Origin of the sequence: Arthrobacter sp. ISL-48 (assembly GCF_018613805.1) — a bacterium.
Classification (GTDB): Bacteria; Actinomycetota; Actinomycetes; order Actinomycetales; family Micrococcaceae; genus Arthrobacter.
Genome location: NZ_JAGGPL010000001.1, coordinates 201,453 through 227,498 on the forward strand (window position 1 = coordinate 201,453; position 26,046 = coordinate 227,498).

Below are 26,046 nucleotides of genomic sequence, written 5' to 3' on the forward strand. Positions count from 1 at the left end.
CCCCGGACTCACCGCCCCGTGCGCATGTACCCGCACCCGCCTGTCTTCGAGGGCGGCGACCGCGGCTTTCCTTAGTGCATGAAGTGGCGGTTCCGGCTCCACCAGGCGAAGGCCAGGCCGCCGAGGCCCACCAGCAGCACCCCTGCCATGATGGCCAGCAGCCCGGGGTTGCCGAAGCCCGGACCGTCTCCCGTCGAAATTGCGGCGGCCTGGCTGGCCTTTGCGGATTTGGTGATCGGCTTATTCCAGTTCGATTCCGCCGACGGGCCCGCCGTGGACGCAGTGGTGCTGGGAGTAGCGGTTGCGTCCGGGGAAGGGGTCGCCACAAAGGCGGCGTCGCTGGATTCCTGGGCAGGCGGAGGGACCGGGTCAGCGGCCGGCGGCCGTGGCGGTGCGGGGGCCTGCGTCGGCGGTTTCACCGGCGCGGAAGGTTCCTGCGAGGTGGGCTTCGGGCTGGGACTGTGCGGAACCTCGGGTTGGGGTTCCGCTGGAACCGGAAGGCAGATCAGTCCGCAGGGCGGTGGCGGTTGGGATGTTTCCGCGTTGGCTGGCGCCACTCCGGAAAGGTTGGTCGAGACCGCCAGAACCGCTGCTGCAGCCGTCGTTAACATGGCACGGAGCACGTACGGGGATCGGGTCATGGATACCTTTTCGAGAGCGCGCGGCCCCCTCCGCACCGAACTAGTGTCCACGGTAGTCTGCTACACGTGTCCCGGCTGGCCCGCCCCAACACGCCGAGGGGCCGAAAATCCCGGATTCACGGCCACCCGGCCCGGGCCCGCTCAGTCCCTGTTTTCGGGCGGGAGCGCGATCTGCAGTTTGCGTGCTTTGCCGCGGCCCACGATGTAGCCACGACCCGGGATGAAGTCAGGGCTGACCCGCCCCAGCGAGGTGTTGAGCAGGCTGTCCCCTTCGATATCGCCGGGGTTGATCAGCAGGCCGCGCCTTCCGGATTTGAACGGCTGCGACAATGACCATGCGGACGACCAGGTGGACGTTTCGGATTCCCCGATGACCCACTGGTCGGCCTTGATGGAGGCCGCTACAAGCTGGGCCACCCCCGATTCAGCGACCGTGTCCGTGAACTCGGTCAGGCCTTCGATGAAGATCGCCAGTCTGCCGGGATTTCCGGAAGAGTGCTCAGTCAGGTCCTCGATGACATCGGACACGTCATCGGCTCCCACTACCGAGCGGTTCCAGATGGGCAGCGAGGCGACCGCGGACCGCCGCGAGCCTACGTAGATCAATTCCGTCTCCGGGTTGGATTTCCGCAGCGCGTACGCCAGGGTCACCAGCGCCACGGTCCGGCCCGCTCCCGGCGGACCGGCCAGGAGCAGCGTGCCCTTGGCCATGATCTCCGCTGGCCGCAGGGTTTCGTCGTCGACGCCGATCACCGGCAGGTCCGGCCTGCCGGCAGGAAGTACGTCGAGCTCCACCTGTTCCGGCAGCCGTTCGATCCCCGGTGCCCTGTCCAGTCCCTGGCGCAGCATCGCTTCGCTAAGTTTGTGGACCTCACGGGCCTGCAGTGCCAGGTTTGAGTTACCCCCTAGCACCGCCAGCTGGACTTCAAAACCGCCCAGCAGTCCGCGGCCGGGAGGCGACGTCGTGCTGAGGACATCTTTGGGCACGTCCATGGAGAGGTAGTCGTCTTCGGACGAGAGGCGCAGCACCAGCCTGCGCTGAATGGACGCAAGCAACGACGCCGGAACAGAGTTGGGGCGGTCACCGGTCACCACGAGGTGGATACCGAGGGGACGTCCGTCGGTTGCCAGCTGCAGGAAGATGTCCCACAGCGCGGACAGGCGGCTGTATTCGTACGTCTCGCGGAAAGCGGACATGCCATCCACCAGCACAAAGATCCGCTTTTCGTCAGGCCGGTCCGCGAGCGTCCGGAAGTCGACGATCGTCGAGGCCCGGACCTCGGCGAAGCGGGCGGAGCGTTCGTCGGCGATATCCCGCAACAGGCGCAGGAGACGCCCGACGCGTTCCACGTCGTCTCCGTTGATGATCTCGCCGACGTGTGGCAGCTCCTCAAGCATCTTGAGCCCTGAGGATCCGCAGTCGATGCCATAGACATGGACGGGGCCGCCGCGGGGCGTGACCGCCGCGGCAATCGCAATTCCGCGCAGCGCTGCCGATTTACCGGACCCGCCGGTGCCGTAGATGGCCATGTTGCCGTCTCTGTCCGGTTCGTAGAACACCGTGGGCTGGTCCTGGCGGCCCGGATCGTCCGCAACTCCCAGGAGCAGCCGCTCATCGGTCCGCGGATTGGGCAGCTTCGACAGGTCATAGGTCTTGGCGAGCTCGTCCAGCCAGGGCTTCCGTGGTGGCTCGATGTTAAGCGAGTCCGCCGCCCTGACGATGTTGGTGGTCATCCTGGCGATGTCGTTAGGGCCGGCCGGTTCTTCCTTTACCGGTTTTTGCGGAGCAGGCGGCTCCCAGCTCGGCCCGGACCCGAACGCCATTTCCACAATGTCCATCTGCGGCCGCTGCGGTTTCTCCGTGGTCCAGCCGCCGGCATATCCGGTCTGGAATCCCTGGATCCTGCCGGGGCCTGTCTTTGCGGCTCCGCGGCCGGGGATGGACGGATCAAAATACGCCGCGTCAGGTACTCCCAGGATGTCCGTCGCATCCTCTTCGTCCGCCATCCGCAGGGCCACGCGGAGGTTGGTGTTGGCACGGAGGCTGTCCTTGATCACGCCCGCGGGGCGCTGGGTGGCCAGGATCAGGTGGAGCCCGAGTGACCGTCCCCGGGCAGCCACGTCCACAACGCCGTCGACGAATTCTGGCACTTCTGTGGCCAGCGCTGCGAACTCGTCCACGATGATGACCAGGTACGGTGGTGCGTCCGGATCAGCCTCACGTTGCAGTGCCAGCAGGTCCTTGGCCTTTTTTCGGTTCAGCAGGTGCTCGCGGTAGCGGAGTTCAGCCCTGAGCGAGGTCAGGGCCCGGCGGACCAGGTGCTGGGAAAGGTCCGTGACCAGGCCTACGGTGTGAGGCAGGTGGAGGCAGTCGGCGAACGCCGCTCCGCCCTTGTAATCCACAAACAAAAAGCTGACCCGGTCCGGGCTGTACGCGGCGGCCATCCCCATGACCCAGGACTGCAGGAACTCGGATTTTCCGGCGCCGGTGGTACCGCCCACCAGGGCGTGCGGGCCCTCGTTCTTCAAATCAAGGTAAAGGGGTTCGATGCCCTTGGATCCCACCAGGGCGCGGAGCGTTCCGTTGTCCTTGCGGTTGGCCACCGCCGTCGCGTGCACAGAGTTGTTCTCTGTCCAGCGTTCCGCGACAGCCTGGGGGTTGTCCAGGAAGTCCTTGCCGATCAGGGTGGCGTAGGACACCGCCCGGGGCAGGTCCGAGTCGTCACTCATGGGCTTGCCGACGTCCACCACCGGCGCGAGCATCCTGGCCAGCTGGGCAGCGAGTTCGGCATCGAGGCTTTCGCAGCTCACCGGATAGCTGTGGCGGCCCAACCGGACGTGGCCTGTGGTGGTGCCATGATCGCCGTCCACCACCATGAAGTCCCGGCAGGCGGCGGGAAGTGCCTGGATGTGGGTGGCCACCCACATGACGTGGACGCCCGAATCCGGACCGCGTTCCGCGAGCCGCGTCAGCCTGCCGCGGTCAACGGGGGCGTCGTCCTCCACGATGACCAGGACGGCAGGAACCACCGGTCCCGGGATTGCATCCTTGGCGGGGTCAATGTCCGGCCTGAGGTCCGGCCCGGACCGCCGGGCTGACGCTTCCCTGACGTCAAGCAGGTCCTCCAGGCGGGCCAGCAGGGACGACCCGCTGGCGGAGCCAGCGGCCAGATGGTCGCCGCTGAGCGGGGTGTGGCCGGACCCTACGTGGGGCAGCCACTGCAGCCAGTTCCACCGTTCCCTTGACTGGGCGGAGGTGATGGCGGTGACAACTGCCTCGGCCGGCGAGTGGAGTCCCACGAGCTGCAGGACCATGCCACGGGCAACGTCGTCAACGAGCCCCCGGGCTCCTGCCACACCGAACGATCCGGCCGTGCGCAGCTGGGAGACCACAGGCACGCCCTCGATGTCCTTGAACTGCTTCAGGCAGTCCTGGATCTCGCGCATGTGTTCAACTTCGGTTTCGTTACTTGCCGGCTCCTCGAGGATGATGCGGGAGGGGGCCGTGCCCACCCCGAACCGCAGGCCCAGGAAGCCGGTGTGCTCGGGGCGGTGGGTCCAGAGCAGCGGCCCGAGTTTGTAGATGGAATCAACGGTGTCGCTCACTGACGGCGCTTCCTGCAGGCGGACGGCGCGTTCCACATGCTGCAACTCAGTGATGTCCTGCCGGAAAGCGGCCATGGATTCCCGGAAGTGCTTAAGTTGTTCTTTCTGCTGGCGCTTGGTCTGCATTTTGTGGTCTACGTAATGGCCCACAATGAAAAGTGGCATCATCATCATGAACACGACGGACAGCAGGTTCGCGGTGACGGCGAACATGATGCCGCCCATGAGCAGAGGCGCCATCAGCATGATGTACGGAAATGGCTGGTGGTCCGGGCGCTTCGGTCCCGCAGGCAGCACCCGCTTGGGCGAATCGAAGCGGGGCACCACGCGCGGCGACCTGTTGAAATCGACAAGGGGCGACGACGGCGCTGCCGCGTGGTTCCGCGCCAGCGGAACCACCGTGACAGTGGTGTCGCCAAGGGTCACCGTGTCTGAGGAATTCAGCGTGGCCCGGGTGACCGGGAGGCCGTCCATCAGCAGGCCGTTGGCCGAGTTGGTGTCCACGATCTCCACGCTTTCGCCCACCGTGATGCGGGCGTGGCGTTTTGACGTCATGGGATCGGAGAGGCGGATGTCCACGTCACGGTCCCGGCCGATGTAACTGGTGCCGGATGGAAGCGAGAACTCCTGGCCGACGTCGGGCCCGGAAAGGATCCTCAAGGTGGCAGCGGCGGGGCCGCGGTTGGCGCCGGGGACGTCAAAGTGGTCGCTGATCTGGGTCAGCGACACCACGGAGCCGGGGCGCAGTCCCGATTCCAGTAGGTTGTCAGTGCGGGTCAGGACGTTGCCACGCATCCCGCCGGCCACAAAGGCTTCGTCAATGCGCAGGGAGAGGTTCTCCGGCACGGGCGTCCCCTTCCGGTCCGGGTCCGCGGCCCAGAGCTGGGTGGCGATGTCCGCCACGGTCGCAAGTCCATCCACGGTGACCGCAAGGTCCTTCGTTTCTGCCGGGTCCCGGCGCAGTGTCAGCCGGATCCTCATCCTTCGTCCGCTCCCCGCATCTTTTCGAGCAGGTGCAGGTCATCAGCGGTGACCAGGTGGGACGTGACGGCATGTTCCACGAGTCTGGCTCGGCGGTTGGTGGCCAGCTTTCCGCCGCCGCCGCGCAATCCCACAACGCCTACCCGGTCCAGCTTGTCGCAGACGTTGTCCAGCTTCCGGTTGAAGCGCGTGAGCGCCCAGCCGAGGGTTTTGGCGGCAGCCGCGGAGGACGGGATGGCGCTGAACCCGGTCCCTTCGCGCCGGAGCATGGGTTCGGCGAGCGCGACGATCAGGGCCTTCTGGGAGTCAGTGAAAACCACTGGGCCGATGGTGGTGTCCCCGTTGCTGTCGTCGTCCCGCGCCCCCTGGCGGAAGGCCGGAGTCTTGAGGTGGACCGCGAACTCGTATGTGGTGGGGCCCGCGGTGAAGATGACGCTGGTATGGCTGAACACCAAGGGTATCCGTGCCCCAGGCGAAAGCCAGGCCTGCATGCCGCCCGAGCCGTCCGCCACGGTGGCCGAGAGCATGCTGCCCACGTTGCTGAGCCACCAGATCCCGTCGTACCGGGCCACCTGCAGGAACTGCCGGTGCAGATAGGGGTTGTCATCCACTTCGAGGTCGCCTTCGCGGCCGATGTTGAACACATCCTCATCCGACGGTTGGTACCACTCACCACAGAAATCTATTGCTAGATCCCCCATTTTCCGTGCCTCCTTGTAGGGCAGTTACCCATGCGTTTTGCGTGCCTGCTGTGCCGTGCCGTCCTCAGTTACGGATGCAGCCGATCGAGTCTTTCTCCAGGGGCGAGGACGATCCGTCGCTCCTGATGATCATCACCTGGATGCAGGTGGGTTCGGTCGGGTTCACGGCCACCTGGGCGGTGGGACTGGGCGTGGATTGGTACTCGCCGCTTCCGCCCACTGTGTAGACCCGCCACTTGTAGGCGTCGCCGGACTTCGGCTGAGGGTTGGTCCACGTGAAGGTCGCCTTGCCGTTTCCGTCGATCTTGCCCGCCAGGCCGGCGACGTCCGGGACGGTCCCGTTGTCCAGGGCATCCGCCGGAGCCTTGCTGACCTGGTCGGTGGCCACCGCCTTCGGCGGCGGGGCTGACGTTCCCAGCACGATGCCCACGATGATGGCAAGCACCAGCAGGGTGCCGCCGGAGATGGCAAGCCACAGGTTCCGCCTGCCGTGGTCCGCAGCGGTTTCAGGCGTGGCCGCTTCGGCCGCTTCGGCACGGGCCGGCCGGCTGACGGTGGCGTCCAGTTCCGGTTCGGCACGGCCAGTCAGGCTGGCCGGCGCTTCCTGCCGTCCAACCTGACGCAGCGCGTCCGGAGGCAGGGCAGGTCGCTGAACTGTTGCGTCCTGAATGAGTGCGTCCTGGATGACTGCGTCCTGAGCACGGGCATCCTGAGCCGAGGCATCGTGAACCGGGGCATCGTGAATGGGTGCGTCCCGGACCAAGCCGTACTCTGCAGCCGGTGCGCTGCCCCGGAGCATGGTGGCCTGTGCCCACTCCCCTGAGGTGTTCCCGCCAGACCTGTGCGCGCCGGGCTGCTCTTCCGTGAAGGGTTGGCCTGTGAAGACGTGGCCCGGGAGTTGCGGCCTGGTCCTTGCGGGGAAGGTGGGGGCGCTGCCGGTCCGCTCCGGATCAATGGCGGCAATGTTCCGCACGCGGGTCTCTTCGAAGCCATCGTCGGGGTGGTTTTCCTCGTGGCGCGGTTCTTCGAGTACCTCAAACGGGGTGACGGACAGGTTGAGTTCGGCCTGGGTCCTCTGCAGGGCAAGGGCGAAGGCATGGGCGGACGAATACCTGGACACTGCGGACTTTGCCATGGCCGTGGATAGTGCCAGTTCGAGTGACTCCGGAACGTCCGGCCGGCCCAGTCGCGGCAGCGCCATGGTGGTGATGCGGGAGATGAGCTCGCGCTGGGAATTATCGGCGCCGGGCATCACAAACGGGGAGCGGCCTGCCAACAGTGTGTAGAGCGTGGCCCCGAGCGCCCAGACGTCCACCAGCACGCCGTCGATGGCGCCGCCGGTGAACTGTTCCGGAGGGGACCACGGAATGGACATCCCGGCGTCCTCGTCGGCATCGCTCCCCAGTGTTCCGGAAATGCCGAAGTCCGTCAGTGCCGGGCGGTTGTAGTCGGTGACCAGGATGTTTGCCGGCTTGATGTCCCGGTGCGCAATACCGGCCCTGTGGGCGGTCTCGACGGCGGACGCCACCTGAATGCCCACGGCCAGGACCTCATCCACGCTGAAGCGCTGCCGCCGGTAGCGGACATCAAGGCTGGGGCGGGAGCAGTACTCCATCGCCAGGTAGGAATGGCCGGCTTCGGTCACCTCCGCCTCGAAGATGGTCACAATGTACGGGTGGGAGGAGAGCTGGGCCATCAGGTTGGCCTCTGACTCGAACCTGCGCCGGGCGCCCTCTGTCTTGAGGTCGGACAGCAGGACCTTAACGGCCACCTTCCGACGCGGCCGGTCCTGCTCATAAAGGTAGACGTCGGAGAACCCGCCGGAGCCGAGCAGGCTGACGTAGGTGAACCCCGGGAGGTGGGGCGGCGGGGCGGCCGGCCGTTTGAAACTCAAAGAATCTCCTCAAAACGCAATGAGATGTCGTCACCCAGTTCGGCGATGTCGCCGTCGAGCAGGATAGCCATTTCATTCTGGGCCAGGCGCCGGGGCGGCTGGCCTTCGCGCACGAGGACGGTGCCGTTGGTGGCTTTGAGGTCGCAAAGCATCACGTGCCAGCCCTCGAGCCGGACCTCCACGTGGGACCGGGAAATATCTCCGCTGGGACTGGATACCTGGACGAGCCTGGGCATCACGCCGCCCTGTACGCGGGACACGGATGGCTGCCGTCCGATGACCAGTGACTGGTCAAGGTCCACCAGTTCGCCCGTGGAAACCCGCATCCGGCCCAGCCGCGGCCGCGCCACCTGGACCGCATCGGACGGTAGGGGCAGCCCGCACGTGGCGCACTTCGCATGGGTGGGCGGACTGGCGTGGCCCTGGCCGCATATACGCGCCAACACCAGGGGGCCCCTGGCGGCATCCCCATTCGGCGTTGCCACCGATACGGGTCGAGCGGTCAATCCGGCGAGGTCGGCCTTCATGACCGTTTGACCGTCATGGTCTCCGTCGAATCCGGAGGGTTCCCCGGCCACAGGCTCCCCTCTTGCCTGCTCCACGGCCGCAGCCTGGGACTGGCTTCCGGGACTTTCGGCCGGGCCGGGGACAGAAACGCTGAACGACGGCGGAGTCTTGGCATTCGGAGCTCTCTCACCCCCAGTCCGCCACGGGATTGAGTCGATGAGTCCGCCACCGGTCACGCCGCCGGTTGGCGGCGCCGCTGCTGCCTGAGCCGCTACACCGGGCATCGGGGGCGTCGTGGGCGTCGGGAGGACGGTCATGCCAGGTAGGACACTACCTGTCTGTGGCTCCGCTGCTGCGGGCGATTCAAGTGCTCCCTGCTCGTCTGCGTCTTCCCGGGCCGACGCAGGCACAGCTGGTGCGTCGGCGTCCGGGGCCTCCGGATCCTCGCGCACTGCGGCATCTTCGATGTTACGGACCACGGTGCGTTCCCAGAGGTGGTCGTAGGTTCCGGTGAGTTCGTGCGCAGGTACTTGGTCGGAATCAGGCAACTGGTCCGGCTGCGACGCGGGTTCCCCGTCCTGGGGGGATTCAGGCATTTCGGTTGTGTGGCTGGACTCGTCATCAAGAACACCGATGACCGTCTCCGCAGAAGCACCGTGTTCATCTGTTGCCTTTTCCTGTTCAAGCACAGGCTCCGGTTCAACGGGCTCCGGTTCAAGCACAGGCTCCGGTTCAAGCACAGGCTCCGGTTCAACCAGCTTTCGTTCAACCGGCTCCGGTTCAACCAGCTTTCGTTCAACCGGCTGTGGGTCAATGGGCTGCAGTTCAGCAGCAGGGCGGGTCAGGGCCATGGTCAGGGACTGCAGCAGGACCACACCGTCCCCAAGGGGCAGCTCCGGGGCGGGCCGCATGCCTTCCGGGACGGTGAGGCGGAACCATTCAGGCCCCACAAAATGGCGCTCCGTCCACGTGGTCACGTCGCGTCCATTCAAGTCCACGGATGCGCCGGGCAGGCGGACCGTCAGATCCAGGTCGCCGCGCAGGAAGACCCGGAGCGGACCACGGAAGTCCACTATTCCGAAACACGGAATGTTCGCAAGTGAAACACCAAAACTGCTCGTGACCGCGGACAGTACTTCGTGCGCTTCCGCCCCGTTTTCGAGGAGTTCCCACAGTGAGTGGACCATTGCGGGTGGCGTATCGGATCCTAGAATGACGGCAGTCCGGGACCGGACAATCCCGAGCCAGGTCCCGGGCACGTAGCTACCGGCTGCCATCTCCGGGCTCCCCGCTTTCTTCGTCGTCGGATGATGAGTCGGAGGAGGACCGGTGCACGTCCGCAACCTGCGCCCGGGGCAACGTCGTTTCTTCTTCCGCGTCCGCGGCGGTGCGCGGGGCGGTGGTGGCGATGCCGCCGTCGTTCATCACGTTCCTCGCGTCCACCACAATGACGGTGACGTTGTCCCTGCCCCCGTTACGGAGCGCAGCCTGGATCAGAGCATCCACGGCTTCCTGGGGGTCCAATACCGTGCTGAGGATGCGGAACATGTGTTCGTCCGTCAGTTCAGCATTGAGTCCGTCAGAGCAGACAAGGATGCGGTCACCTTCCTGGACAGGCAGCAGCCAGTAGTCGGCTTCCGTCTCGTCGCCGGTCCCCAAGGCCCTGGTCACAACGTGGCGCCGGGGATGGACGGCTGCCTCCTCAGGCCTGATTTCGCCAGCGTCCACCAACTCCTGGACCTCGGAGTGATCCACGCTGACCTGGACCAGCTCTCCCTGGCTCAGCAGGTACGTCCGGGAATCGCCAATGTTCATGACCAACCAGTACGGCATGCCCATCTGTTCAACTACCACGGCTCCGGCCAGGGTGGTTCCGGCGCGTGCCCCGGTGGCCTGCCGGATGGAACTGTCGGCCCGGACCAGGTATTGCTGCAGGACCGCGGCCGTGACGTTCCGCTCGCCGGTGGCCACCTGTGGCATCGCCGCCAAGGCGCGGACGCACATGCCGCTGGCGATCTCGCCGGCTTCGTGGCCCCCCATGCCGTCAGCGACGGCAAAGACAGGGTCTGACGCTATGAAGGAATCTTCATTGAGTTCGCGGCGCAGGCCCCGGTCCGTTCCGTAGCCGTAACTCAGGCTTAGCCCGGGTTCATGGCCGGCGGCAGGGGAAATACTGGCGGGCTGGGAATTCATGCCTGTCCTAGGTGGAAGGAGCGGTCACCAAAATGAACAGTGGATCCCGGGTTGACAAAAGCGGGCACGCCCGGCAGCAAGGGCGTTCGGAGCCCGTCCGGCGTGGTGACGGCGCTCCCGTTGGTGGAGTTCCTGTCAGTCACCCAAATCCCGGGGCCGTCGGTCAGAAGGTGGAGGTGTGTTTTGGAGATCGTGCGGCCGGGGTCGGTGACAGCCAGGAGTTGGGCCTGCTGCTCACCTGCCCGCCCTACCGGGTTCCTCCCCAGCAGGACGTTGCGGTCGAGCTGGAAGTCCCGGCCGTCGTCGAGCTTTATCCGCAGGACCGCGACTGGAACGGGCTCGCGGCCGCCTCCGCGCATCTGCGTGCGGTCGTGATCGTCGTCGGGATGGACCAGGCTCAATGGCGCAGGGGCGCTAACAAGCTGCGGCGCCTGGGCATGAATAACCTGCCGGCCGTCGATAACCTGCGGCACGTCACTAACTTGCGGCGCGGCACTGACCTGCGGCTTGGCGGCACCGACCTGCGGCTTGGCGGCACCGACCTGCGGCTTGGCGGTACCGGCCATGGGTGAGGCCACCTGCTGGACCGGCGGCAGGTCAAGGGGCGCAAAACTGTACGGGCCCTGGATGCCGCCGGAGGTGACGGGATTGCGGCCGGCATTAATGTCGAACACCAGGGTGCCGGGGGCGGTATCGTTCCAGCCGCGGAGGCCGCCGTTCTTGTCCCAGGCGTTGGATACCACCACAAGGATCGCCCACACGGCGCCGAGTAAGGCCAACGGCCCAAGGATTATGAAGGCCACGTCGAACCACTTGAAAATGACCACGACGATTGCTGCCACTATCGCCAGGAGGATTCCTGCGCCGGTAATGAGTCCCCGAAGGAAGACGGCCCCGACGCCTGGTGCGTAGCCGTCCTTGTCGGCGCTGCGGATGCCCATGAGCCGGTTGCCGATGGAGTTCCCGGAGCGGCCCTCCATACCCAGCAGGACAAACACGTAAACCAGTGTCAGTCCGGTACCGATGCCGCCGAACAGGACCAGCGATCCGGTGTCATAGACGATGAACCCGCCACTTTGGGTTCGGGTGACGCCAGCGAGGCCGATGGTAAAGGCCACCACCAGGACGGCGACGGGAGCCAGCCAGTCGAGCACTGCTGCGCCGAGCCGCTTCCCGGCAGAGGCCGGAACCAGCTCAAGCTTTACTGCCATTCCTGTTCCTCCCCCTGGACCCTGACCCGCCAGCTGTTCAGCCGCCGGAGCCCGTTGTACTACCGGGATAGTACCGGGAATCTGCTCCACATGCTCAGCCCCTCCACCCATCAGCGCCCTCTGCGTGTGATCAATATTGCGGACAGTGCGGGCGGCCCTATTGGGCAGCGGAGCTCCGCAAGCCAGGCAAAACGTAGCCCCCTTGCGGATCTGTTGGTGGCAGCGCTGGCAGCGTTCGGCGTCGTGTGTCATGGTTCGCTGTGGTTCTTCCTGCCGGGGTTGCCGGGGTTCTCGGGGTTGCCGGGAGCAGTGGGCCCGCCAGGCTCAACGGTTCCCCGGCCGGTCTCCACACTACCGACGGCTCGTAGCCCAGGCCGGGCGCCCCGCAGCTTAAGGGCGTTACGGCCGTCAGCCAGCAGGGACCGGGGCGAAAACCGTGCCTGCTGCCTGCGCCAAAAGCCCACAGTCGCGGTCATTTCCTTCAGTGAGCCGTCCACGATCGTCCAGTACTCCTGAACCTCTTCCTCACTCGGCTGGCCGGCGCCGAAGATGGAGGCATCCGCCCGCTGGGCAAGCATGACGGTGGTCGGCCCGGACCGGGGGAAGGCGTCAGCAACCACCGTCGCGCTTTCACGCCTGGTGGAGCGGGTGTCGATTCCGGCTCCCATGTCCGTCGCCAGGCTTACCACTTCATTCCAACCGCCTCCCACGCGCTGGGCAGGGTGGCCCTCGGTGAAACGGGCCTTCCGACGTCGGGATTTGAGCAAGGCGATGAGCAGGAGCGGTAAGGCAAGGATCGACAGCGGAACAAGGGCAACTCCCAGGGCTCCGAGCAGTGCTCCCCAGAAGAGCCAGGGATTGTTCTTCTTCTGGTCGGCGTCCAGGGCGTCCGGGGAGGAGTCCGGCGGCAGGTCCGCCGGCTCCTGGGGCGGGGGCGGCGGCTGGAGTACCTGTGGCTTCGGCTTGGACTTGGTTTCGGGATCCGGCGGGATGGGGACATTGTCCTTTGGCGGAGTGGGATCGAAGTTGACCCAGCCCACCCGCTCGAAGGCCACTTCCACCCACGCATGGACGTCCTTGCCCGTGATCTTGACTTCGCCTGCACCGTTTTCCGGACTTGTGGGCTCCGGGTAGAAGCCCATCACCACGCGCGATGGGATGCCCAGGTGGCGGAGCATCAGGGACATGGCCACGGCGTACTGCTCGTCGTCGCCCAGCATTTGCTTGGCGGTCAGCAAGCTCTTGATCCTGGCGGAGCCGTGCCCGGAGACGCTGGGCAGCTGCCCTTCGGTGACCAGCCCGTTGCTGAAGGCGCCGGTCTTCTGGAAGTGGGCCTCGATCTGGCGGACGCGGTCAATCGCGGTGGGGGCATCGGCCGAGAGGTCATTGGCCTGGGAGTCCACAACCGGGGGAACGTCCTGCGGGTCCGGAAGGATGATTTTTGCGAAGTCGTACTGTGTCAGCTGCCCGTGCTCAAGCTTGACGGGGTCGGAGACCTGGACGCTGTAGGAATCTCCTTTGGACAATCCCTTGGTGGTGACGGCTGTGTCCGTGCCCGAATTGAAGTAGAGCCCGGAAGCAGCTGTCGAGGAACTCTGGTCGAAGCTGATGCCTGTGGTCTTCCGCCCCCCGGGGACGAAGTAACCCTGGTAATCCTCGATGGTGATGTCCAGCGAATAGTCGTGGGTCGGCACGATGCCGGAGGTATCCGCGAGAGTGTTAATGGACTTGGTGTCCCCCACCTTGCTGAAGTTGCCGGAGCCTTTGGGGTCCATGTTGTAGTTGGTGCCGTTGAAGGCGTCCAGTGCACCCAGCCTGACGCGGCCGTCCCGGGGCAGGCCGTTGACAACGAAGAGGGTGTCGTCTTTCTTGTCCTTGACGAAAGTCCGGAAGCTCGCCAGCGGCGTGACGTAGTCCTTGGGATCGAACGGTGGAACCACCAGGTTTCGGAGGACCTTACGGTCGTCACTGGCTGTGACCAGCGGTGCTGCCACCGCCGTGATGGCCACGCTTGCCGCGATGACGGCCGCTGCCGTACCGAGCCGGCGGACCCTGGCACGTCTTGCGGTGGCGGTATCACCCTGGGGACGGTTGACAGACACCTTCCGGGTGTCGCTGCGCCGGAGTGCATCCCGCCGGAAGGTTGCCCAGGCGATGGCCACGACCGTGAGGCCTATGCCGCGCTCGACGGTCAGGAAGGCGGCGTTGGTACTGAAGGCGATGCCGGTGACAAACAGCGCCAGCACCGGCAGCAGCGGCCAGTAGGGTCCCTTCAGCCGCCAGATCAGGATCCCCGCGACGAGCGAGGTGAGCAGTGAACTCAGGAACGGGACAATCAGGACCCCGCCTGAAGTTCCCACGGGCACGCCGACAGTAAGCATGTCCTTCCAGGCCAACACCACACCCAGGAGCAGGGTCCGCAGCGAGTCGAGGCTGGGAAGGAATCCGGCGATGGCCGAATCAGGCACGGCCAGTGCTGTCCCGAACACCAGATACGCCGCCAGGGCCATTGCCGTGGTGATCAGGAGCCCCAGCCGCAGATGAGCGTTGCAGGCGGCTACTGCGAGTCCCAGGAGGATGCCTCCGAACCCGGAGACGAGGTAGTAGGGATCGCCGCCGAAGCTGAGGCTGAAGCCCAGGACACCCAGCCCCAGCAGGACGGTGAGGGCGCCGGCGTCGAGCATGAAATGCCAGATGGGCTGGCCATCAGCAAACGCTGATTCTTGCTGCAGGCGCTGCGTCCGCCGCGGGCGGAGGCCGGATGCGGAGCTCATGCGGCCGCCTTTCTCAGGACGATGGCAAGATCGGAAAGATCGCCAAGCGTCAGGACGGTCAGGTCGCCGATGTTGGCACGGGCCGGGGCCGCGCCGGGCTGGAGCCGGACGGCAAGGCTGCGGACCCCCATCGGCACCGAGGCCGAGGCGGAGCGAAGCTGGGTGGGCGTCACATAACTGCCCACCACCATGAAGACCACCGAGGCGTTGGGTACGGCGTCAGTGAGTGTCCGGGCAAGGTCGACGGCGGTCCGGCGCATGGGTGCTCCCACGATTCTGGTCATGTCGTCCAGCATGGTGCGGCCGGTTTCGCAGCGCAGCGGGCCCTTTTGGGTGAGGATGTCCAGCTCGCGCTGGTCACGGATGGCCTGGCGTCCGATCGAGGCGGCCGCGGAGATAGCCATCTCGAATTCCTGCTCGGAGCCGTATTCATCTGTGTTGATGGAGAGGGAGATTGCCAGGTGGGCGCGGCGGGTTTCCTCGAACTGGCGGACCATCAGTTTGTTGGTCCGCGCTGTGGTCTTCCAGTGGATATGCCGCCGGTCGTCCCCCGGCACGTAGTCACGCAGGGCATGGAAAGAGACGTCGGCGCTGGAAAGGTCCGTGGTGGGCATGCCTTCAAGGTCGCGAATGAAGCCCGCGGCTGATCCGGCCAGGGCCACGGTGCGTGGATGAACATAGAGATCTTCGGGCTCCGTCCACAGAACCTGGCGCCGGAGCAGGTGCAGGGGGTCTGCCCGGACGGAGCGGACCGGCCCCACCACGATCACGGCCCGGCGGGCGGTGGGAATAGTGAAGAGGTCCTCGTGGACCTGCTGCGGCTTCATCCGTGGCAGGTGGAAGATAGCGGTCGCGGTGCCGACCGGAAGTTCCAGGGCGGCCGGGAGCAGCGGCCGGGCAGAGGTGTTGGCGACGGCGATGCTTCCGACGGCGGTGTCCCCCACTGCCACCCTGGTCCGGGAGAGGTCCAGGACCACGCCGTAGGAGGAACGGCCCAGGATGAAGCCGATGGCAATGACGAAGAGCACAAAGGCCGCTATTGCCGCAGCCTTGGCTTCCTGCCAGCCGAAGGCCTGCCCGGCTGTCCACAGCAGGACAGCCGCGCCCAGGACCGACCAGCCCAGGACGCTAACCACCGAGAAGACCGGCCAGGCATACCGCAGCCAAAGGTCGCGGGTTTTCTGCCAGGCCGGGGCTAGTGCGAGGCCGGCGGCGCTGGTGGCTTCGGCCCAGACGGCCGAGGGCTGGAGCCTGCCGGAGCGGAGCGCGCTGGGCCGGCCGGCCCGGAGGAACGGCTGCCGGAGGCGGTCAGCAAGCCGGGTCAGCGGGGTGCCGGTTGACATATGGGTGCCTTCGATCGAGCTGGTGGTGGTCTGATTAAGCCCGGGGTCAGGCGTTGGCCCGCTGCTGCGGCGCGGCAACGTCTGACAGAACCCGGGCCAGGACCGCCTCTGCTGTGGCCCCGGAGAATTCGGCTTCGGGGTCCATGACGAAGCGGTGGGTCCACACCACCGGGGCGAGCTCCTTGACGTCATCCGGCAGGACAAAATTCCTCCCCTGGCCGGCCGCCCAAACCTTGGCGGCCCGGACCATGGCCAGGGCACCACGCACGGAGACCCCCAGCCGGGTTTCAGTGGCGTTCCGGGTCTCCTCGCAGAGCCGGGAGATGTACTCAAGCACAGCAGTGTCCACGTGTGCGGTGGCGGCGAGGTCAGCCATGTCCGCGACGGCCTGGGTGGTGATGACGGCTGAGATTTCCTTGGAGCGGTCCTTCAGATTGGCCCCGCCCAGCAGCCTGACCGTTGAGGCATGGTCCGGATAGCCGATGGAGGTCTTGATCAGGAACCGGTCCAGCTGCGCCTCGGGTAGCCGGTAGGTACCTGCCTGCTCGATCGGGTTTTGCGTGGCCATCACCATAAAGGGCCTTCCGGCCTCATATGTCACGCCGTCAACGGTCACGCGGGATTCCTCCATGACCTCCAGCAGGGCCGACTGCGTCTTGGGCGAAGCGCGGTTGATTTCGTCGGCAAGGACGATGTTGTTGAAGATGGGTCCCTTGTGGAACTCGAACTTCTGCGTCTTCTGGTCATAGATGGTCACACCGGTGACATCCGAGGGCAGCAGGTCAGGAGTGAACTGGATGCGGTTGTTGGATCCTTGGACGGTGGCGGCCAGGGCGCGGGCCAATGATGTCTTTCCGGTTCCGGGGGCATCCTCGAACAGCACGTGGCCCTCAGCGAGCATGGCGGTGAAGGTCAGGCGGATGACGTGTTCCTTGCCGAGCACCGCCTGCCCCACGTTGGCAACCAGCGTGTCTAAGGTGCCTGCAAACCATACGGCCTGCTCGGTTGTCATGGTCATGGAGTGGGTCCTGTTCTGTGTTCGGGTGAAATGATCGGGATGCGCCAGTTTCATCCGGCAATTAGTTCAACTGCATCCGCCGGGCTTCGGGCCCTTGAGAGTGACGGTCGTGGACTTCACGTACCAGCCGCTTTTTGCCGACTCAGTGAGCCTGTACCAATCGGTGCCGTTGCCGTAGATCTCTTTGGTGCAGTCAACGTTTAGCCAGCCCCAAGAGCGTTCGACCCAGCCGACGCCACATGTCGGGCCGCTCGGATTGTAGGTATCCGTCTGGCCGGGCTTGCCGGGGCACGTGCTGTTGTCCGCTTGGATCTGGGACAGGGGCGGGGCGGGGTCCGCGCCGGACGTGGAGCGGGCCGACCCGTCAGCACCGTAGACCACTGTGAACGCCCTGACTTCGAGAGTACGCGTGTTGCTCCAGCCACCACCCGAGGCGTCGAAGCTGTTCGCCTTGCCCACGTCCCGCCACGCTCCGCCGTCAACCCGGACTTCATAGTGGTTCAGCGGGCGTCCGTTGGTATTGGGGTTGTTCCAGGTCCAGTGGACTTCACCGTCACCCTTCGAGGACGTGCCGCCGTCCACGTTGGGCGCGCTTGGCGGACCGTACGGGTTGCCGGTGCCGATCGCACTGGCGTCACCGGAGATGTTGTTCTTGGTGGACGTGGCAATGATGGTCACCGTAATGTCCCGGCCGTTTGTCATCCCACCTATGGTGGCGCCGCCGGCCGGGATACTTCCCGTTTTTCCGTCCGCGTTGTAGCTGTAGCGGATTTCGTTTTCGGTGGAACCATTGCGCTGCGCCTGCGTCAGCGGCGTGAACGTCACCTTCAGTTGGCCGCTGACTCCTGTGTCCGCCACCGTCCCGCTGCTCACCCGGTCCGGCTTTCCGGCGGCGCGGATGGGTGCCGACGGGTTACTGGTCCCGCTGGTTCCCGCCTTGTTGGTCGCGGACACCGTGAACGTGTAGTCGGCCTCCGAGTTATCCACCGTAATGTTCTGCGAGGTTCCGCCAGTCACCGTCTGTGTGGCGACGACAGCGCCGCCCCGGATCGTGTTGAGCGTGTACGACGTAATTCCGTCACCGTTGTTGTTCGGCGCCGCCCAGCTGACCTTCAGCTGGCTTTGGGGTCCGACGGGCCCGGCTTGGGAGGCCGCCGGTGCCGCTGGCGTGGCGGGAGCACCCGCCGGCACCTCCGCCGCCGAATAGGCGCTCCACTCGGAAGGTTCCGGGGCATTGCTCCGGGCCAGGACACGCACCTTGTAGGACACCCCGTTCTGAAGCCCCTTCCAGACGTAGCTGACCGCTGTCAGATTCTGGATCTGCGCGTTCTGGCCGGCGGGAGCGGGAGAGATTTCAAGGTCGTAGGACTTGACCGGTGATCCCTTGGTGGCAGGGGTCACCCAGTTGACTGCAAGCTCCTTGTCGCCGAACTTCAGCGTGGGTGCCAGCGGCGTATCCGGCTTGGCGTCGGGCCTGACTTCCGCCGAGGCGGGGGACCTGTCGGACTCATCTATGGCGTTGGTGGCCGTGACCTGGAAGTGGTACTTGGTGTCGTTGGTCAGGCCGTTCAGGGTGCAGGTGTTTGCCGGGCAGTCCTGCCGGAAACCGGCTTCGCCGAACACCGTGTACTTAGTGATCGGCGAGCCCCGGTCTGCGGGGGCGGCCCAGGTCAGCAGCGCCGTACCGTCCCCCACACTCTGCGCCTGGGGGGTCGTCGGTGCCACCGGCTTGTCCTTCACGGTCAGCCGGATCCGGGCCGTAGCGTTGCGGGACTCGTCCCCCGTCTTGTCCGCTACGGTGTAGGCCACAATCATGCTTCCGGTGAATCCCGCGGCAGGCGTCACGGTCACGGAATCCCCTGTTACTTCGGCGCCTCCTTGCCCTGTTTCGGTGGACGCCGAAAGGATCTTCAGGGCGGACTCGGGGAACGGGTTGGAGTCGTTGGCCAGGACTTTGACGGTGACCGGTTTCCCGGCCGCAGCGTCAGGCTCCAGGTCATCGTTGGCCACCGGTTTTGGCCGGTTGGAGGCTGTGACGGCCAACTGGTAAGTGGCCGTTGCCTCCAGTCCGCGGGAGTCCTTGGCCTTGACCTGGACCGCCCCGGTCGTCCCGGAGCCGGTGCCGTCGGCAACGGAAACCTTCAACGATTTGCCATCGATGGTCGCGTTGAAACCCGAGGGCGCTCCCCCTGTCACCTCGTACTTCATTTTCTCAAGATCGTCGCGGTCCGGGTCTGCCGTCAGCTTGCCCAGATCGGTGCTGGCCGTATCGCCCTTAGGCACGTCGATATTTGCGCCCAGCAACGTCGGCGGGTTGTTGCGGTTGGGATCGGGCAGGACCTTGGTGCGGATGCTCAGGGTCGATTTCAGGCCGGCCGGATCATCCGGGCCGGTGCCGTCTGTCACTTCGAAACTCAATGAGCCAGGACCCACATAATCCGTTCCGGCGGTGTACTTGAGGGCGGCGCCGCCCCCGGAAACGGGGTCGCTGCCGTCCGAACCGATGAGCTTGATGTGGTCTGCCTGGCTCAGCCGGGGTGAGCGCCCTTCACGGACCTTCACCCACTCGTTCAGGTTCACCGTCACGGACTGCCCGGCAATGACCTCAATGACGTCATTCTTGGCCAGGGTGGGCACCTGTTGCCCGATGCCCGGTACCCAAATGATGGCCGTGGACTTCTGACCGTCCACGTCTTCCACGGCGTACGGGATCAGCTGGGGCTGTTCGGTCAGGTCCACGATCATGTTGCCGTCGGCGCCGGGACGGGCCGTAGCGGACTCAGTGCTGATCTTGAGGTTCTCGCCCACGCCGTCGGGATCCTCATCGTTCTTCAAAACAGGAACATCCACGGCAGTTTTACCGAGCGTCTGGGCAGACGTCACCCTGTCGTCACGGGCAATGGGGGCCTGCAGCGGAACGTCGTTGTCCACCACCACGCGGATGGTGGCCTGGGCCGAAGCGTCCCGGTCATCGGCGACGGTGTACCGGACATTGACCGTTCCGGCTGCGTCCGGGGCCAGCAGGATGATGCGTCCACTTGCTTTGCTGACGGTGGCTTGCAGGGCCGGGTCCGCGTCGATGCCGTCGCTGAGGATCCTGATCAGGTCGCCGTCCGGATCAGTGTCGTTACCCGTCGCGTCAACAGCGATCTGCCGGCCGGGACGGACTTTCACCTCGTCGTCCACAGGCGTGGGTTTCTGGTTCGTGTCACCGCGCGGGGCGATGCCCACCGTCACTGTTCCGGTGTTCACAGCGCCCTGGCGGTCCACCACCTTGTAGCGGAAGGAGTCAGTTCCGGCGCCGTCCCCAGCCGCGGTGAAGTCAATGAAGCTGCTGCCTACAGTGGCAGTTCCCATGGCGGGCGTGCTGTCGATTCCTGTGAGCTGCACCGAGTCGCCGTCGGGATCGATGCCGTCCAGCGGAACCGGGATGCGCACCGTTCCGGCAGCCACGACGCGGGCAGTCAAGTTCCTTGGCTGGGGCCTGGAGTTCTCGGCTCCCTCAAGCGGCAGAATGTGGATGGTCACTGCGGCGGCGCTCTTCTGCCCCTGCGGGTCCACCGCGTTGTAGATGGCCCTGACGGTCTTGGGCTGCGGTCCGGCAATGAACCGCAGGGTGTTCTCCGACACGAAGCTCTTGCCGTCGGCTTCGTCCACAGCCTGCGGCAGGACGGGGTCGACGGTCAATTTCTGACCCTGCGGGTGCGTGTCGTTGTCCAGCACCGGAATGGTCACGACGTCGTTGACGCGGACGTTCACTTCGTCGGGTTTGGGCTGCGGTGCTTCGACGACGGCGGGCGCGGGGACGGGGACCACCGACACGCTGCCGGTGGCCGACTTCTTGCCGTTGGACATGGTGTATTCGAAAAGGAAGGGATCCTTGGTGCCCAGGATGTCGGTAATGCGCAGCACGCTGTGGTCGATGACGCTGACCGACGCCGTGGTGTTGTCCGGAAGTTTCACAGACTGCAAAACCAGCACTCCTCCGGACGGATCGGAGTCGTTGGCCAGCGGATCCAAGAGAACGCTGCCGCCCACCGGCATCAGGGCGACGTCGTGCACGGCAACGGGGTCGCCGGCATCATTACCGGATTCCACATCGACGCGGATGAGGCCTTGGCTGCTTTGCGGGCCGTTGCTCGCGATGTAGGTCAGGTACACGGGGCCGGGGGTGATGCTGCGGAACGTGAAGGTCCCGCCGTCGGTGACGGGTCCGAGCTCGGCCGGCCCGCTGGCTTCCACCTGGGCGAGGCGCAGGGCACCGCCGTTGGGGTCGACGTCGTTCTTCAGGGGCGCGATCACCATGTCCTGGCCCACCACGGCTGTCACATGGTCGGCGTTGACGACGGGTGCCAGGGCCCCTGGCGGCTGGACGTTCACCACAACTTTGCCGGTCACCGTGGCGCGGCCGTCCCAGATCGTGACGGTGACGTTCTTCTTCCCCGCGGTCGCGCCGGAGTCCTGGAAGGTCAACAGTCCATCGCGCCGGACTTTCACCTGGTCCTGCTCATTGTCCGCCTTGGCATCCATCAGGACCAGGTCGTCGCCGTCGGGATCCACCCAGTCGGTGAGGATGTTCTGGCTGACGGTCTTGCCTTGTTCGACCAGCATGGTGGTGGCATTGCCACCGCGCTTGAACTGCGGCGGACGGTTTTCATCCGGGCCCACCACGCTGAGGGTGACTTGTCCGCCGGCGGACAGGCCCCGGCCATCAGCCGCGTTGTAATCGAACGTCTCAGTGCCCGGCTTCGCATCCGCCGGGACGGAGATCTGGAAGGCCGTGCCCCCGTAGATGCTCTCAAGGCTGCCTGCCTTGGGCCCGGCGTTTCCGACGGCTGCCGTCAGGACATCGCCGTCGGGATCGGAGTCGTTGTCCAGCACGCTGAGGACGGTGGTGCGTCCGGGCCGCACGCCGAGCGCATCCGGTTTGGTTTCCGGCGGCCGGTTCGGTTTGGTGCGGTCCGGGAGGACATTGATGGTGTTGTTGTCCGCCGACTCCTGGTCCTGTTCATCGGACTGGTTCTTCGGCGGGATGACGTCGTCCCAGTTGTCCACGAGCTGCATGTTCTGGTTCACCAGCCACACGTTCCCGGAATTGACGTCGTTCAGGACCACCAGGTCACGGTTGACCCGGAAGACATACGACGGCGAGGCGCTCGCCTTGGGAACGTCCACGTTCTTGTCATCGGCGTCGTTCTTACAGTCACGCACATACTTATTCGCGCCGGACCACGCCGCATGCACACAACCGCCCAGCTGCACCGGCGCCGCCGGCACACCCTCCCCGCCGAACGTCACTGTCTTCGCAGTGGAACCGTCCAACGGCTGTTCCAGCAGCGCCTTTTTGGTCGAGATCGCCACGAAGTCACTGGCGGGGCCGCCCTGCTGCAGTTTCGCGTCCCCTGCGCCGTCAAGCTGCAGGCGCTTGCCGCCAGGCAGGAAGAGGCTTCCGTTAGCCGCGTCAAGGACCACCGGCTTATCCCCCACCACCGCCAGTTGAAGATCTCCTGCGCCTTTGAGCTCCCCCCAGGTGCTGGACTCCGACGACGTGACCTCGCCATTGGCATCCACGGCCGTCACCGTCACCGCTCCGGACTTCGGATCGGCAGAGTAGATCCGGTTGTCCGCGCCCACTCCCGAGACCAGGCCCTCCGAGCCCACCATCACCGGTTCGCTGGATTCCTGGTCAAAACCGTTCACCGTGGACGGTGACACTGCCCAGACCTTCCCCGACGCCGGGTCCGTCACCGAAATGACCTGCGAACCGAAGCTCACTTCCGCCGCTCCCGGCAATTGCTTATCCCCGCCCAGGCGCATGTTCGCAGGAGACACCTGGTTCAGCGTCGAACCCGTCTCATCATCGACAAACACATTCCCGGCGTTCTGCAAAATGTCGAACGTCGTACTGGCCGGGGTCACCGCACCGTCCAGAACGCGCGACGGATAGTTCAACCGCCCCACAGCATTCCTTGACTTACTGACAACCCACACACCGCCGTCGTTCAGGTCCACCTCTGTGGTCTTGAACCCGGGGTACAACACCGCGGCAGTAGCCAGCACCACCGCTGCTGCCCCAAAGGCAGTACCTGTTATGAGTTTGTTGTGTCGCTTCTTCAGCCCAAGCTTCCCCAGCAGAGTTGTCACAGCGTTACTTTTCCCCTGAAATCACCGCTGCCCGGACGGCAGCTACTTCGCCCCCGGCGCACGCCGCGGACCGTAAAATTCCGCCACTCCCCCATAGAGACGCCGGAACACTCCTGATCGGCAGCTTACCCAGCCCCGCGTCCTCCCGCGATGGGGAGCACTCCCCACCGGGGGCACTACCGTTCGCCACCACATCGAACTATATCGCTGCACACCAACAACTGGATAAACCCACTAGGCCCGAAAGCCCAACGCCGCCGCCCCACCAGCAGTTGACTGGTCCTTTAGCCGGTACGCCGCCCCCGCCACAGACCTGCACCCTAGGATTAGGGGCAATAAAACCTTGACTGGGAAACCTTGACCCAACGGGCAGCCTTCAAGGCGCGCAGTTCATCCCGCGACAGGAAACCTCAATAGGTAGCCTTCGAAAAGGCCTCAGCGGAAGGCACGGGAAAGAACCTGGCTTTTTCATTTGAGGACAGCTAGGCTCCTGACAAACTATGGGGGCTAAAATGGTAAACCGATTAAGCATGATGCCGTCCTGGGCTCGCGTTATTTCAACGATTACCGCTGCAGGTAGCATCTTTTTCATTTGTTCGGCCATATTGTCATTGTTCGTTGGAGCTGGCGTGACAGATGTCTTTTTCGACCTTATTGCAGCGGGGGCATTGTTCTTGCTGACCGCGGCAGTCGCTTTCAAGGGTAATCCATCCGTATTTAGGAGTGGCAATAGCTCTTATAAGCGCCAGGGTCCATTGCATTTTTAGCACCCTCATCCGTAAGAAGCGGCCGGGTGACTCTCGATGAAAAGATGGCAGCTGCCTATGATCACACTGCTTTTCGTCGCGGCAGTTGTGATTCTCTATTTCAACGGGCTTTTAGGAAATACGGCGGTTCCCTAGTCGGCACCTGCCCGTTCCGTTTGCTCCGAAAAGATCCTTTCTCTACGCGACCACTTGCGCTGGATGCGCTATTGACTTCCGTCTTCCCATCCGGATGCGGGTACCTCCGGTCGCGCACCAGAAATCTCCACCTTCATGTCGACCGGCCCTGAATACAGTCCGGTGGAAACTAGCGGAATCCTCAGCGACAAGTCCGGCCTCTCGCCACGCATCGACGCCTGCAGGCCAGCTAAAGGGTCTACCGGGGGAAAAGGCTCCATCACGAAATCCACGACGCGGCCCGACGCACTGATGACGAAGGCTGCCGCGTCGATCACAGATCCTGCCTAGGGCGCGGAGTCCACCACGGACGTCCGCACGGAAGTCCAGGACATGACGGTTCCGGCGGGTTCGCCTGGGTAATCTTTCACAAGGATGTCCCGTTCTCCGATCACGAGGCCCGAGGTGGGATCGATGATGATGTCCTGCCGGGAACCTCCTCCGGGAATGTCCATGCCGATGGCTATCCCGGTCCTGCCGTCGACTGTAGCCTGTTTGTCTGCCACTATGACGCCGGTGATGAGCGCGGCCGCCTTGTAGAGGGCGGCGCGCAGATCTGCGGGGACAACACCTGTGCGCAGGCCATCCGCGATCGTCACGAAGGCCTCCATTTCAGGAGACTTCCCGGCCCCCTTCGTCCGCTCAAAGATGAGATCCAGGAGGGCCCGCGGATCCCGGGGCAGGCTGCCGGCCTCGCTCAGGGGCGTGCCGATAATGACTGTTGGCTCGTTGCCGTAGAAGGCGCCCTTTAAGGCTCGCTGATCCTCGTACGGAGACCGCCCTTCCGGTCGTGCCTTCCGGATTTCGGCTTCTGCGGCCTTGGCGGCTTCACTGGAGAACTGAAAAGGGACGCTATCTTCGCGGTTCCAGAACCATTCCCCATCCCGGTCTGCCGGGATATAGACCTGGCTACCGGTCTTCTCCAGCCACGATGCGTGGCTTCCGTCCGCCGCATCGGTGCTTGCGCCGTAGACGGCCGTCGTTTCGATCTTCAGGTACTGGCCGGGTCCCACCACCGGGTCGGAGGTCCGGATGGTTGCAGCCGCGGCGTCGTTCAGGAACTCGGCAGCCTCGGCGGTTGCTCCCGGACGGTCGGGCATGATGACGTCAGCGGCCACGATGACGCCCACGAGAAAAGCCGCAGCCGCCGATCCCATCACAATACGGCGCCGGATGCGCATCGGGTTGGCTTTGAATGAGGTGTGCAGCGGAGTGACCAGGTCGAGATGAGAAGCTGAATCGACCTTGGACTCGGCATCTGAATTCAGGAATGAAAGCGATCTGGCCCGGCTCTTGGCCAGTTCAGACTCGCTGACGGAGTCTGCGGGATCGACAGCTGAAAGCAGACGTCCGATGCCACCTGACGTGTTGGTTTTACTCATCTTTCTGCTCCCTCTGGCTGTGGCTCTGTGTTTAGCAGGCGGCTAAGTGCCTTGCGGGCTCGGTGTAAACGCATCCTGACCGCGGTGGCGCTGGTGTTGAGCAGGTCCGAGACCTCGCTGGAGCTAAAGCCGTCCCAGTAGGTCAGGAGGAGGACTTCGCGGTCGTCGGGACCGAGTTGCCTCAGTGCCTCACGGATCGGGGATTCATCTCTGTGGCTCTCCTGGTCTCGTTCGAGCTGAAGAGCACCGAGGAGACTGGCGAAGCGAAGGGCTGACCGGTCATGGTTGCGGAGCACGTTTTTCGCAATACCGAAGAGAGTCATGACCGAAAGGCCGTCGTTGTCCCCTGTCTTTTCCCAAGCGATCCTGAAGACTTCGGCACAAAGGTCCTCAGCGGTAGCGGCGTTTTCTGTTCGACGGCGGAAATAGCGGTAGATGCGGTCGTGGCCGGCGGCATGGGTGGCCAAGAAGCATTTCTCCCTCTCCAAGTCCCCTCGTTCCTTCCGGACAGTTTGTAAGCTCATGCCCTGTTAATGTCCGGCAGCCCCCAAAGTGTAACCAAGCGACCCAACTAGACTTTCGCTGTCCTTCTTATCGGACGTTCCGCAGCGTCGACGCCAGACCGGATTCCTAAGCTCTGACGTCTGTTGGCTACCTCTCGGCGGTGATCGCTTCGAAGCAGGTATTTTGGGTCCGGAGCAGAGTCCCTT

The 26,046-nt window shown here is 64.8% G+C and carries 13 protein-coding genes; all 13 read right to left on the minus strand.

Annotation, left to right across the window (positions count from 1 at the left end; translation table 11 throughout):
* Window positions 1–71: 71 nt before the first annotated feature.
* Window positions 72–641: a hypothetical protein gene (locus J7E83_RS00970; RefSeq protein WP_214958548.1), complete on the minus strand. Its 570-nt coding sequence runs from the start codon at window positions 639–641 to the stop codon at window positions 72–74.
* 141 nt (window positions 642–782) lie between these two features.
* Window positions 783–5,228, minus strand: a complete 4,446-nt coding sequence (locus J7E83_RS00975) for an FtsK/SpoIIIE domain-containing protein (protein WP_214958549.1) — start codon at window positions 5,226–5,228, stop codon at window positions 783–785.
* Complete coding sequence (locus J7E83_RS00980; protein WP_214958550.1) at window positions 5,225–5,929, minus strand: hypothetical protein; 705 nt, start codon at window positions 5,927–5,929, stop codon at window positions 5,225–5,227. Before J7E83_RS00980 ends, J7E83_RS00975 begins: the two co-directional genes overlap by 4 nt.
* A 64-nt stretch (window positions 5,930–5,993) precedes the next feature.
* Window positions 5,994–7,823, minus strand: a complete 1,830-nt coding sequence (locus J7E83_RS00985) for a serine/threonine-protein kinase (protein WP_214958551.1) — start codon at window positions 7,821–7,823, stop codon at window positions 5,994–5,996.
* Window positions 7,820–9,517, minus strand: a complete 1,698-nt coding sequence (locus J7E83_RS00990; RefSeq protein ID WP_251043270.1) for an FHA domain-containing protein — start codon at window positions 9,515–9,517, stop codon at window positions 7,820–7,822. Before J7E83_RS00990 ends, J7E83_RS00985 begins: the two co-directional genes overlap by 4 nt.
* A 76-nt stretch (window positions 9,518–9,593) precedes the next feature.
* Window positions 9,594–10,523, minus strand: coding sequence for a PP2C family serine/threonine-protein phosphatase (locus J7E83_RS00995; RefSeq protein ID WP_214958553.1), 930 nt, complete (start codon window positions 10,521–10,523; stop codon window positions 9,594–9,596).
* Window positions 10,520–11,986, minus strand: coding sequence for an RDD family protein (locus J7E83_RS01000; protein WP_214958554.1), 1,467 nt, complete (start codon window positions 11,984–11,986; stop codon window positions 10,520–10,522). Before J7E83_RS01000 ends, J7E83_RS00995 begins: the two co-directional genes overlap by 4 nt.
* A complete protein-coding gene (locus J7E83_RS01005) occupies window positions 11,983–14,508 on the minus strand; it encodes a transglutaminase family protein (RefSeq protein WP_214958555.1) in 2,526 nt (841 codons plus the stop codon). The genes J7E83_RS01000 and J7E83_RS01005 overlap by 4 nt, the downstream gene beginning before the upstream one ends.
* Window positions 14,505–15,851, minus strand: a complete 1,347-nt coding sequence (locus J7E83_RS01010) for a DUF58 domain-containing protein (RefSeq protein ID WP_214958556.1) — start codon at window positions 15,849–15,851, stop codon at window positions 14,505–14,507. Before J7E83_RS01010 ends, J7E83_RS01005 begins: the two co-directional genes overlap by 4 nt.
* Before the next feature lie 46 nt (window positions 15,852–15,897).
* Window positions 15,898–16,869, minus strand: a complete 972-nt coding sequence (locus J7E83_RS01015) for a MoxR family ATPase (RefSeq protein ID WP_214958557.1) — start codon at window positions 16,867–16,869, stop codon at window positions 15,898–15,900.
* Between the two features lie 66 nt (window positions 16,870–16,935).
* On the minus strand, window positions 16,936–23,013 hold the full coding sequence (locus J7E83_RS01020; RefSeq protein WP_214958558.1) for an Ig-like domain-containing protein: 6,078 nt from the start codon (window positions 23,011–23,013) through the stop codon (window positions 16,936–16,938).
* Window positions 23,014–24,241: 1,228 nt separating this feature from the next.
* Entirely contained in the window at window positions 24,242–25,336 is a 1,095-nt protein-coding gene (locus tag J7E83_RS01025; RefSeq protein ID WP_214958559.1) for a CU044_5270 family protein, read from the minus strand.
* Entirely contained in the window at window positions 25,333–25,803 is a 471-nt protein-coding gene (locus tag J7E83_RS01030; RefSeq protein ID WP_214958560.1) for an RNA polymerase sigma factor, read from the minus strand. Before J7E83_RS01030 ends, J7E83_RS01025 begins: the two co-directional genes overlap by 4 nt.
* Between the last annotated feature and the right edge of the window lie 243 nt (window positions 25,804–26,046).